General features: G+C 30.0%; 10 protein-coding genes. 9 read left to right on the forward strand and 1 reads right to left on the reverse strand.

Translation table 11 applies throughout. The features are described from left to right. Window positions 1–134: 134 nt before the first annotated feature. The 3 genes from hpf to prfB all read left to right on the forward strand — a co-directional run bounded on the left by hpf (window position 135) and on the right by prfB (window position 4840). On the forward strand, window positions 135–668 hold the full coding sequence (gene hpf / locus PZA12_RS02590) for a ribosome hibernation-promoting factor, HPF/YfiA family (RefSeq protein WP_077839666.1): 534 nt from the start codon (window positions 135–137) through the stop codon (window positions 666–668). Between the two features lie 344 nt (window positions 669–1012). Beyond that, window positions 1013–3571: a preprotein translocase subunit SecA gene (secA, locus tag PZA12_RS02595; protein ID WP_078115802.1), complete on the forward strand. Its 2559-nt coding sequence runs from the start codon at window positions 1013–1015 to the stop codon at window positions 3569–3571. A 170-nt stretch (window positions 3572–3741) separates the two neighbouring features. Beyond that, a protein-coding gene (gene prfB, locus PZA12_RS02600) for a peptide chain release factor 2 (protein WP_423220254.1) occupies window positions 3742–4840 on the forward strand; the annotation gives its coding sequence in 2 pieces (ribosomal slippage) (window positions 3742–3813 and window positions 3815–4840; 1098 coding nt in all). Window positions 4841–4977: 137 nt separating this feature from the next. On the opposite strand, the gene PZA12_RS02605 is transcribed toward prfB, so the two are convergent. After that, window positions 4978–5310 (reverse strand): hypothetical protein, encoded by a 333-nt coding sequence (locus tag PZA12_RS02605; protein WP_017213034.1) that lies wholly within the window; start codon window positions 5308–5310, stop codon window positions 4978–4980. Window positions 5311–5504: 194 nt separating this feature from the next. On the opposite strand from PZA12_RS02605, the gene PZA12_RS02610 reads away from it, so the two are divergent. The 6 genes from PZA12_RS02610 to PZA12_RS02635 all read left to right on the forward strand — a co-directional run bounded on the left by PZA12_RS02610 (window position 5505) and on the right by PZA12_RS02635 (window position 12603). After that, window positions 5505–6200 (forward strand): response regulator transcription factor, encoded by a 696-nt coding sequence (locus PZA12_RS02610; RefSeq protein ID WP_011967784.1) that lies wholly within the window; start codon window positions 5505–5507, stop codon window positions 6198–6200. After that, the gene (locus PZA12_RS02615; RefSeq protein WP_078115804.1) at window positions 6190–7689 is read left to right on the forward strand and encodes a sensor histidine kinase; all 1500 of its coding nucleotides are present in this window, start codon (window positions 6190–6192) and stop codon (window positions 7687–7689) included. Before PZA12_RS02610 ends, PZA12_RS02615 begins: the two co-directional genes overlap by 11 nt. Before the next feature lie 51 nt (window positions 7690–7740). Beyond that, window positions 7741–8076, forward strand: a complete 336-nt coding sequence (locus tag PZA12_RS02620) for a hypothetical protein (protein WP_077844648.1) — start codon at window positions 7741–7743, stop codon at window positions 8074–8076. A 155-nt stretch (window positions 8077–8231) separates the two neighbouring features. Next, window positions 8232–10409, forward strand: a complete 2178-nt coding sequence (locus PZA12_RS02625) for a Tex family protein (RefSeq protein WP_103698995.1) — start codon at window positions 8232–8234, stop codon at window positions 10407–10409. A 257-nt stretch (window positions 10410–10666) separates the two neighbouring features. Then, window positions 10667–11623 carry a Gfo/Idh/MocA family protein gene (locus tag PZA12_RS02630; RefSeq protein WP_103698996.1) on the forward strand — a complete coding sequence of 319 codons (957 nt, stop codon included), beginning with the start codon at window positions 10667–10669 and terminating at the stop codon, window positions 11621–11623. 56 nt (window positions 11624–11679) lie between these two features. Then, entirely contained in the window at window positions 11680–12603 is a 924-nt protein-coding gene (locus tag PZA12_RS02635) for a DMT family transporter (protein WP_103698997.1), read from the forward strand. The last annotated feature ends 242 nt before the right edge of the window (window positions 12604–12845 follow it).

Genomic DNA, 12845 nt, shown 5'->3' on the forward strand with positions numbered 1-12845 from the left:
AGATTTATTTTTTGTCTTTAGTTTTCAGAATTTACTGATAATTATCTTGTTAAGTTAATAAAAAAGTGATAGAATATTAATAACTTAAAGATATTAAGTTTAAAAACTTTTTCATATGAGAGGGGCTGGAATTTATGAAAGTCACAGTTATAGCAAAAAATATGGAACTAACAGATGCGCTAAAAGAAATAGTGCAAAAAAAGATAAGCAAATTGGAAAAGTATTTTGAAATGAATGTAGAAGCTAAGGCTACACTAAGTGTTCAAAAAAATAGACATAAAATAGAAGTTATGATCCCTTTTAATGGAGTAGTATTAAGAGGCGAAGAATCAACTTCCGATATGTATAAATCTCTTGACTTAGTGGAAGATAAATTAGAAAGACAAATTAGAAAACAAAAAACTAGATTATCTAGAAAACATAGTGGGTCATTGAGATTTGGAGAAATAAATAATATAGATATTAAGCCATCAGAAGAGGAAGAAGGTAAATTGGTTAAGGTAAAGAAATTTGGGGTAAAACCAATGAATTCTGAAGAGGCAATTCTTCAAATGGATTTATTAGGACATAATTTCTTTGTATATCAAGATGCAGATAGTAGTAAAGTAAATGTAATTTATAAGAGAAAAGATGGGGATTATGGTTTGTTAGAACCAGAATTCATATAACATATAAGAGATTTTAATAATGGCTGTCCAATGTGCTTATTTAATTTGCATCATTGGACAGTTATTTTTCATATCAAATGATTGAATAGATGATGACAATATTTTTACATAAAATTTTCAATTAATATTAATAATTTGTGATTAAAATATTAAAAAAAAGTTAAAATTGGGTGCTTTATATAGGATTTAATACAAAAATCATGAGTTTTATTGAAAATAAGATAAGTAAAATGTTATAATTATAAAATACGTGATTTATAAAATAAATTACAGATTATGAATTATGGATAGTTAAAATATATTGGAAATTAACGTGAAATATATAATTTCGAAAGGATGACATTATGGGACTATTAAATGCCGTATTTGGAACATATAGTGAAAGAGAAGTTAAAAGGCTCAAACCTACTATACAAAAAATAAATGATCTAGATGAAGAGCTGCAAAAGCTTTCTGATGAGGAGTTAAAGGCAAAAACTCCAGCGTTTAAAGAAAGATTAGCAAATGGTGAAACATTAGATGATATTTTGCCAGAAGCATTCGCAGTTGTAAGAGAAGCTTCAAAAAGAGTTTTAGGAATGAAGCACTATGATGAACAACTTATGGGTGGTATGATACTTCACCAAGGTAGAATATCAGAAATGAAAACAGGTGAAGGTAAAACTCTAGTTGCTACTTTACCAGCGTACTTAAATGGGTTAAGTGGAAATGGTGTTCACATAGTAACAGTTAACGACTATCTTGCAAAAAGAGATGCTGAGCAGATGGGTGAGTTATATGGTTTCTTAGGATTGACTACAGGTGTTATTGTACATGAATTAAATAATGATCAAAGAAGAGAATCATATGCATCAGATATCACTTATGGAACTAATAATGAATTTGGATTTGACTACTTAAGAGATAACATGGTTATTTACAAAGAGGAAAGAGTTCAAAGACCATTAAATTTTGCTATAGTCGATGAAGTTGACTCAATATTAATAGATGAAGCTAGAACTCCGCTTATAATTTCAGGTCAAGGTGAAAAATCTACTGAATTTTATAAAGTTGCAGACTATTTTGCAAAGAAGTTAGTTGCAGAGAAAGATTTTACTAGAGATGAAAAAGCAAATGCAGTAATGTTAACTGATGAAGGTGTTAGAAAAGCAGAAGTAACCTTTAAAGTAGCCAATTATGCAGATGCTGAAAATATTGAATTACAACACTATGTAACTCAAGCGTTAAAAGCAAACTTTGCTATGAGAAGAGACAAAGATTACATGGTTAAAGATGGCGAAGTAATAATTGTTGATGAATTTACAGGAAGACTTATGGAGGGAAGAAGGTATTCAGATGGTCTTCATCAAGCGATAGAAGCTAAAGAAGGAGTTAAAATCGCTAGAGAATCAAAAACTTTGGCTACTATAACATTCCAAAACTATTTTAGAATGTATAAAAAGTTATCAGGTATGACTGGTACTGCATTAACAGAAGAAAATGAATTTAGAGAAATTTACGGGCTAGATGTTATTGTTATACCAACACATAGACCAATAGCAAGAAAAGATAATCCAGACTTAGTATTTAGCACAGAGCTTGGAAAAATAAAGGCAGTTGCTTCAGAGGTTGAAAAAGCTCATGCTAAAGGGCAACCAGTGTTAGTTGGTACAGTAAGTATTGAAAAGTCAGAACTTGTATCAAGTATGCTTAAGAAAAAAGGAGTACCACATCAAGTATTAAATGCTAAATTCCATGAACAAGAAGCTGAAATAATAAGTCATGCTGGTGAAAAGGGCATGGTTACTATAGCTACTAATATGGCAGGTAGAGGTACTGATATCAAGCTTGGCGAAGGTGTAGTTGAACTTGGTGGTCTTAAAATAATAGGTACTGAAAGACATGAATCAAGAAGAATAGATAACCAGTTAAGAGGACGTTCAGGAAGACAAGGAGATCCAGGTGAATCAACATTCTTTATTTCCTTAGAAGATGATCTAATGAGAATATTCGGATCAGAGAAGATTCAAGGTGTTGTTGAAAAATTAGGACTTCAAGAAGAAGAAGCAATTGAAAGTAAAATGGTTTCAAAAGCTATTGAGAATGCTCAAAAGAAGGTTGAAGGTAATAACTTTGATATTAGAAAACAATTATTGGGTTATGACGATGTAATGAATATCCAAAGAGAAGTTATCTACAAACAAAGATCAGAAGTTCTTGAAGGCGAAGATGTAAAAGAAGAAATATTATCAATGACAAAGGATATTATTGCTGAAGCTGTTAATACTTATGTTACAGGTGAATCAGAAGATTATAGAGAAGAATTCTTGCATCTAATGGTTGCTTTACAAGATATATGTATAGCTCCAGGTACAGTTAATTTACCTAGTCTTGAAAATCTGTCAAATGAGGAAATAATCGAAAGCTTATTTGAATCAGCACGTAAGTTCTATGAACAAAAGGAAGAAGAGTTTGGTGCAGAAAGATTAAGAGAAGTTGAAAGAGTTGTTCTTTTAAGAGCTGTTGATACTAAATGGATGAATCATATAGATAATATGGATCATTTAAAACAAGGTATAGGGCTTCAATCATTCAAACAAATTGATCCAGTTCAAGCGTACCAAATGGAAGGTAGCGAAATGTTTAATGATATGATTAAAGCAATCAAAGAAGAAACAGTTAGGCTGTTATTCCATGTTAGAATAGAAGTTGCACCAGAAAGAGTAAGGGTTGCTCAAGAAACTGCAGCAATTCATGCGGAATCTTCAAGTGCTGCGGCTCCAGGGCCAGGACAAAATCAACCAGGTGGACCTAGTGCAGGGCCAGTAGCTCCAGTTAGAAATCTAGATAAGCATGGAAGAAATGAATTGTGCCCTTGTGGTAGCGGTAAGAAATTTAAAAATTGTTGTGGAAGAGAAGCATAAACAAGTTTGAAACTTTGTAATAAGCTCTAAAGAGTTTGAAAAATGATAAATATGATATAATAAATTCCGTAGAGGTTTGAAGAATTGTTATTTAGAATTAAATACAGTTTTAAGAAGGCTTCTGCGGAATTCTTATTAATACTGGATTTTTTGAAAGAGGTGAATAATAGATGATAATTGAACTTGAAAAGGAATTGGTTAAACTTCCAGGTATAAAAAAATCTATAGAAGAAATGGGGGCTTCACTTTGACCGAGATAGGTTAGAAAAGGAGCTCAATGAGTTAGAATATCAAATGCAAGAATCAGGTTTCTGGGATAATATAAAAAAGGCAGAAGAAGTTACAAAAAAGAGTAAGTTGATAAAAGACAAAATTGAAAATTTCGATAAGCTGAAGTCTCGGATTGAGGATATAGAAGTACTAAAAGAAATCATGGAAGATGATGATGAAGAATCTGCTAATGAAATAATACAAACTTTAAGAGATATAGAAGCACAGATTGATGACTATAATATGAAAGTACTACTATGCGGAGAATATGATAAAAACAATGCCATCTTGACGCTTCACGTTGGTGTTGGAGGTACTGATGCTAATGATTGGACAGAAATGCTTTTAAGAATGTATACAAGATGGTGTGAGAAACAAGGCTATAGTATTGAAACTCTAGATTTACTTCCTGGAGATGAAGCTGGAATTAAAAGCGTTACTTTAAAAGTTACTGGGGAATATGCATATGGTTACTTAAAAGCGGAGAAAGGTATTCACAGGCTGGTTAGAATATCGCCATATAACGCCAATGGTAAAAGACAAACATCATTTGCATCTATGGAAGTTCTTCCAGAACTTACAAAGGAACAAGATATAGAAATAAGATCTGATGATCTAAAGATAGATACTTATAGATCAGGAGGAGCTGGAGGCCAGCATGTTAATAAAACGGACTCAGCAGTTAGGATAACTCATATTCCAACTGGAATAGTTGTACAGTGCCAAAATGAAAGAAGTCAATTTTCTAACAGGGATACAGCTATGGAAATGCTGAAATCTAAACTTGTTGAACTAAAAGAAAGAGCACATAAAGAAAAAATTGAGGATTTAACCGGAGAATTAAAAGATATGGGATGGGGAAGTCAAATAAGATCATACGTATTTCATCCATATAGCATGGTTAAAGATCATAGAACTAATGTCGAAACATCAAATGTTACATCAGTAATGGATGGTGAGATTGATATGTTTATAAATGCATATCTAAAGCAACAATAAAAGAATATATATTCTCTTAATGAAAAAGGCCTCTATCTAAATGATTTTATGATAGAAGCCTTTTTATTAAGAGAAATTTTCTAAAAATAAAGTTTATATAAAATAAATAGTAAAAATAAACTGGTATATCTGTATAGCTAAGCAGCTTTATAAAATATATCGATTAAAGAATAGACGGCAATAAGAATTATGCACACATATAGGGAAATATTAAGTCCAGGTTTTAGTATAGACATGATTCCTCCAACTACCAATGCTGTCATTATTACTACACTAACAAATTTAAAAAAGCCTGATTTGTTTGTTAGAAGAGTTGTGACAGACGAAAACATAATCAAAATTAATACTAGAAAGTAAAATATATTTTTTAAGTTAACTGAGTAACTCATTATTTGAAATTCGTTTAATGCAAGTATTGAGAGTAAAAATAATAATGAGAAAGAGCAAATTCTACTAATATTTTTAACCATAAACCCATCACTCCTGGTAATTATTTACATAATAATTATACCGTTAGATCTTTATTCAATCAATAACAAATTTATATAAAATAAGTATTCTTATATGATTAGCATATAATATCAGAATTAATAATTGAAATTAATTCCTAAAATGGTATATAAATATGATAAAATATATTCATATTAGTGGAGGAGTTGAATTTATGAATATTCTAATAGTTGAAGATGAAAGAGATATTAGAAATCTTATTTCATTGCATATGAGAAAGGAAAACTATGAAGTTTATGAAGCTTCCGATGGACGAGAAGCTTTAAATATATTTGAAAATGAAAAAATAGATTTAATTTTATTAGATATAATGATGCCAAATGTTGATGGGATTTCAGTGATACAAAAGGTACGAGCCATCTCTACTATTCCTATAATTTGTATTACAGCGATGGGGAACGATTCTGATAAAGTTTTGGCTTTAGGACTTGGAGCTGATGATTATCTAGTAAAGCCTATAAGTCCAATTGAATTATCTGCAAGAGTGGCATCTAATCTTAGAAGATGTTACAAATATGCTGAGCATAAGGACATAATTTATTCGACAGGAGAATTAAAACTATTTACTGAGACTTTTGAAGTTTATAAGGGGAACAGAAAGATTGATCTAAATCCAAAGGAATTCAAAATTTTAAAGTTATTAGTTTCAAATTTAGGGAAAGTATTTACTAAGAAACAAATATATGAAGAAGTATGGGAGGAAGCTTATTTTGGAGACTCTAATAATATAATGGTTCATTTAAGTCATATTAGAGAGAAAATAGAGGATGATCCTAAGAATCCAATCTACATAAAAACCATAAGAGGGATAGGTTATAAAATTGAGAGGGTTGCAATGCATGAAAGCTAAAAGAATAAAAAGGAGTGTTACAACAGAGTTATTTTTTATATATTTTTTGGGATATATAGCTATAAACATAATACTATTAATAGCGATTATTGGCTCAATTGTTGTTTATGGAACTTTATGCGGACCTAATACATATAATTCTTATTTTGGAGGGCTACAAAATAAGCTTGTAAAAGATTATACGAGTATAACGGATGGGGATTTGTCTGATATAGATGGTTTCATGGTAAAAATAAATAATGAGAATAAAGTTCTTTACATGAGGGGACATGTTATCGAGGAATTTAAAAATATAAATTTGCAAAGCTATATGTATTTATTTGGATTAACAAAGGATAATGAAGAATCACTAAATGATGATATTAGAACAATGTTTGCATTATCAGATTTCAATAATTCAATAATTGAAACAAAAGATAATGTTAAATATTCACTATATAGCAAGTATCTAAAAGAAGAAGATTCTTTAGTGGTAGTTGGATTCCCGTATTCAGAGATTACAAAGCCGAATAGAATCACCAAAGTAATTCCTCATAATCTAATAATAAAAATAATGGGTGCGTTCAATGTTCTATTAATTCTCTCGATAGTGTATATTTTAGCTAAAGCAACTTCTAGCGCATTTATAAAACCAATAAAGACATTATTGGCTGGAGTAATAGAGATATCTCATGGCAATTATAATATACGTTTAGATATAGATAAAAAGAATGAATTTCTTGAATTAGCAAATGGATTTAATATGATGGCAGGAACTATACAAAATGAAAAAAGTCAAAAGGAAAAATTACAGAAGATAAAAGAGGATTTAATATTAGATATATCGCATGATTTAAAAAACCCTCTTTCATCAATTTTAGGATATAGTGAGATTTTAATTAATAATAATGATTTAGATGAAAAGGAAAAGTTAGAATACTTAAACATAATAAATAAGAATTCACAAAGAGCAAATAAATTAATAACAGACTTGTTTGAATTTTCATTATATGATAATTCTGATTATAAAATGATTACCGTAAAAGCAGATATAGCTGAATTTGTTAGACAAATAATAGCAAACTATATTCCGGAATTTGATCATAAAAAGTTCGAATATGATTTTGAAATAATTGAAGAGCCCTATTATGTAATGATAAATGAAGAAAAGTTATCTAGAGCTATAAATAATGTTTTGGACAATAAAGTTAAATACAATCCTGTAGGAAGTAGAATAGGAGTAAAAACAGAAGTGAGAGATAATTATTTCTATATTATATTATCAGATAACGGTGAATGTATTCCTCAAAAGTATAGAGAAAATATATTTAATCCATTTGTTAGAGTTGATAAATCAAGAAACTCAAAAACTGGAGGAACAGGACTTGGATTATCTATCACAAAGAAGATATTAAATAAACATAATGGTGATATTAGAATTATAGATAGTGAAATAGGGACAACTTTTGAGATAATGCTCCCACTTGTTGTATTTAAGAATAAAATCTAAATTTAAAGTTTAGTCTTCTATACTTATTCAATAAAAATTGGAGGGGTAAATATGTATTTTAATATACCAGGAACAAAAGATATTCTTATTAAAAACTTAACAGGTGAAGACTTAAGGGATATATATTTAAGCTTTGAGGGAATTGAAAAACATCCATTAAAGATATCCAATATAAGAAAGGATGGGCAAGTAGTTAAGACTTTAGTTTTAAGTTATTTGAATAGAGTAACAGAACTTAAACTCTGCTATTATAACGATGGGCAAAAACAAGAAATCGTAGTATATAATGAATTAAACAAAAAGGATTTAAGAAAATTAATTCTTGAGATTAGTAAGGAAAATGGGAAACTGAAAGTGAGGACAACTGTAGAAGAAAAATATATATAATTATTGCTTTCAATTAAAATAAGTTTATAATATTAATAGTGATATAGGATTATTGCCATTACTAAAAATAGTAATGGCAATAATGATTTATATGGTAAAATAGTATTGTTGTGGCAATGACTATTTAGGTAATTTAATATAAGCAGGAGGAAATTATGAATTCAATTGAAGAAAGAATCGCAAAAGAATTAGAAATAAAGTTAAGTCAGGTTCAAAATGTTATTGGACTTTTAGATGATGGAAATACAGTTCCATTTATTTCAAGATATAGAAAAGAAGCAACAGGAGGACTTTCAGATGAAGTCTTAAGAAAATTATCTGAAAGACTTACTTATCTAAGAAATTTAGAAGAAAGAAAAGCTGATGTTACAAGGCTTATAAAAGAACAAGAAAAATATACTGACGAAATAGGAAAAGCTTTAGAAAGTGCAACGACCTTAACAGAAGTTGAAGATATATATAGACCTTTCAAACCTAAAAAGAGAACAAAAGCAACAATAGCAGTAGAAAAGGGATTAAAGCCTCTTGCTGAACTAATTTTGGAAGGAAAATTCAGTGGGGACTTAGATGAAGAGGCGGCTAAGTATATAAGTGAAGAAAAGGGAGTTACAAATAGCCAAGAAGCTATTCAAGGAGCTTTAGATATAATAGCTGAAAGCATTTCTGATGAAGCTAAGTACAGAAAGTATATAAGAGAATTTGTTATTAGAGAAGGTAATATAGAATCAAAGGGAAGTTCAGATGAGCCAACTCCATATGAAATGTATTATGAATATTCTGAAGCAGTAAATAAGATACCACCTCATAGAATATTAGCTATAAACAGAGGGGAAAAAGAAAAAATCCTAAATGTTAAGATAACTGTTAATGAAGATAAGATAATTCAATACTTAGAAAATCAAGTATTAAAAGGTAATGAAACTTTAGATGAAAAATTAAAACTTGCAATTAGAGATTCGTTAAAAAGATTAATTTATCCATCTATAGAAAGAGAGATAAGAAGTGAATTAACTGATATAGGTGAAGAAGGTGCTATTAAGATATTTAAAGAAAACTTGAAAGCATTGTTATTACAAGCGCCTATTAAAGGAAAAGTAGTAATGGGATATGATCCAGGATTTAGAACTGGTTGTAAAATAGCGATTCTAGATGCAACAGGAAAATTTTTGGAAAATACAGCAGTATATCCTACAGTGCCTAAAAGAGATATCGAAGGAACGAAGAAAACTTTAAAAGCTCTTATTGCTAAACATAATGTTGATGTTATATCCCTTGGAAATGGTACAGCATCAAGAGAATCAGAAGAAGTTATTGCTGAAATGATTACGGAGATAAAAAATGAAACTGGAAAAGAATTAGCATATGTAATAGTATCTGAAGCAGGAGCGTCGGTTTATTCAGCATCAGAGCTTGCAACTAAGGAATATCCAGATTTAGATGTTACAGTAAGAGGAGCAATTTCAATAGGAAGAAGGCTGCAAGATCCACTTGCGGAACTAGTTAAGATAGATCCTAAGGCTATAGGAGTAGGACAATATCAACATGATGTTACTCCTAAAAAGTTAGAAGAATCTTTAGCAGGTGTAGTAGAGGACTCAGTTAACACTGTTGGAGTTGACTTAAATATAGCAACACCATCGCTTTTAACACATATTTCGGGAATAAATGCATCTATCGCTAAAAATATTGTTGACTATAGAGAAGAAGTTGGAAGATTCACTTCAAGAAAAGAACTATTAAAAGTTAAGAGATTAGGTCAAAAGGCTTATGAGCAATGTGCTGGATTTTTAAGAGTTGATGATAGCAAAGAACCTTTGGATAATACATCTGTGCATCCAGAGTCTTATGATATAGCTAAGAAGCTAATAGAAATACTTGGTTACAATAAAGAAGACCTTAAGAATAATAAATTAGGGGACATTGATGAAAGAGCTCAATCCCAAGGATTAAAAAAATTAAGTGAAACATTGGAAGTTGGGGAAATGACTCTAAAGGATATAATAAAAGAATTAAAGAAGCCAGGCAGAGACCCTAGAGAAGAAATGCCAAAGCCAATACTAAAAACGGGAATAATAGAACTTAAAGACTTAAAACCTGGGATGGTTTTAGCTGGAACTGTTAGAAATGTATCGGATTTTGGAGCATTTGTAGATATAGGAGTGCATCAAGATGGATTAGTTCACAAAAGTCAAATGGCAAATAGATTTGTAAAGCATCCTTTAGATATAGTTAAAGTTGGAGATATAGTGAAGGTAGCGATATTAGAAGTTGATGAAAAGAGAAAGAGAATATCATTAACTATGAAAGATATTGATGAATCAGCAGAAGTATAGTTAACATAATAAATCAAATTTAAAGTCTTAAGAGTATGGGTATGTTTATTCTTAAGACTTTTCTGCTTACAAACTTTTTATAGGCAGAAATATATGATTGTATACTAATAATTGTTTAATACATTCTAAGTATTGCGGATATTTTTGTACTAGCGATTAGCGTGTATGAATGGAGAGTATGATATAGTAATATAGAATAGTATTTTTAATAAATAAAGATGAATAAAATTGTAGGTTTATAATAAGGAGGAAAAGTAATGATTAGATGGGGAATTATAGGACTTGGAAATATAGCTTTGAGATTTGCAAAGAGTTTATCATATTCTAATGAAGGTAAACTGTATGCTATGGCATCTAGAACTAAGGAAAAACGTGATGAATTTTATGACAAGTATAATTGTGAGAAAGTTTATGAAAATTATAATGAATTATTAAGAGATGAAGAAGTGGATGCTGTATATATAGCATTACCTCACGGCTTTCATAAACACTGGTCCATCGAAGCTTTAAGGCATAAAAAGGCTGTGTTGTGTGAGAAACCCGTAGGGATAAATTCAGAAGAAATGGTAGAAATAAAGAAAGAAGCTTTACTAAATAGTACATTCTTTATGGAAGCTATGAAGACAAGATTTATTCCGATAATTAGTGATATTAAGAAAATAATAAGAAATAAAGAGATCGGAGATATAACGGCTATAGAAGCTAACTTTTGCAATAATGTAGAAAACATTAAACCGGGATCGTATTTATTAGACAAGGAACAAGGTGGGGCGCTACTTGATGTAGGAATTTATCCATTGTCATTTGTAATGGATATTATTGATTCAGAAGTTATAAATGTTAAGTCTTACATGGATATAAATGAATCAGGAGTCGATTCCTATTTTAAAGCAATACTTTCTTTTGAAGATGGAGTAATAGGAACTGTAGAAGGGGCAATTGATAGAAATAAAGAAAGGACAGCTATTATTAGAGGAACAAAGGGATGGATGGAGATTCCGATGTATAATAGACCGAACAAAGCTGTTGTTAATCTAAATTCGGGCAAGTCATATACAATTGAAAAAGATATAGAATTTGATGACATGTATGCAGAGATTAAAGAAGTTCATAACTGTTTAAAAGAGTCAAAGCTTGAAAGTGATTATTTAACTTTAAATGAATCAATTCGGGTTATGGAAGTATTAGATAGAATTAGAATGAATGCGGAATAAAAAAGTGATTTGATGAACTACTTACAATGATTAGGCGGGAGAGAGAAACATATAAAATGGATGAAGTAAAAGTTTATACTAACAGAAAAAATATTGTACTTTTAGCAACATTATGTTGCTTTTTATGGGGAAGTGCATATCCGGCTATAAAAGTTGGATATTCACTATTCAATATAAGTGACATAGGCTCTAAATTAATTTTTGCAGGATATAGGTTTACACTTGCAGGTATTTTTATACTTATATTTGAGCTTATATCAAAAAGAGTTATATTTAAATTTACTAGAAAGCAATTTGGGCAGATAACCTTATTAGGGTTAACTCAAACTGCACTTCAATATATATTCTTTTACGTTGGAATGTCATATACTACAGGGGTTAGAGGATCTATAATAAATGGAACAGGAACTTTTGTAAGTATAATTCTAGCTCATTTTATATATAAGAATGATAGGTTAAATTTAAATAAGATAATAGGATGTGTTATTGGATTTATAGGAGTAGTAATTGTTAACTTAAATGGAGAATCATTAGGAGGAACATCTGTCACTTTTAAAGGTGAGGGGTTTATAATGATTGCCGCAATAATATTTGCTGTGTCAGCAATATATGGGAAGAAGATAACTCAAACTCAAGAACCCTCAATAGTAACTGGCTTTCAGTTGTTTATAGGAGGAATTCTTCTTACAGCGCTAGGATTTACATTGGGAGGTAGCTTAGAAGGATTTACAGCGAAATCAACATCACTACTTATATATATGGCATTACTATCATCAATAGCCTTTGCTGTTTGGACACAATTATTAAAATATAACAAAGTAGGATTAATATCAGTATTTAATTTTTTAATACCGGTATTTGGAACATTGCTATCAGCATCAATCTTAGGTGAAAATATATTTGATATTAAGATATTAATAGCGCTTATTTTAGTTTGTTATGGAATATTTCTAGTTTATAGAGTTAAGAAAGAAAAGTAGAATAGGAATATTGTGCATAACATATATTTAGAAATCTTAATTTTGTAAAGAACTCTTTCAACTCATGAACAGATGTATGATTAAATTCTAAGTAAGGAGAGAGTGATTTAAGATTGATATAGGACCATTATGAGTATTGGCTTTATAAAAGAAGATTTGCTTCTAAGGCAAGTCTTCTTTTATAAAGAGATCATACTTTATGCCATCAGAATCAGCTATATTTGTACAAGCATTGTATACAG

This window comes from Clostridium beijerinckii (assembly GCF_036699995.1).
In the GTDB taxonomy this organism is placed as follows: domain Bacteria; phylum Bacillota; class Clostridia; order Clostridiales; family Clostridiaceae; genus Clostridium; species Clostridium helianthi.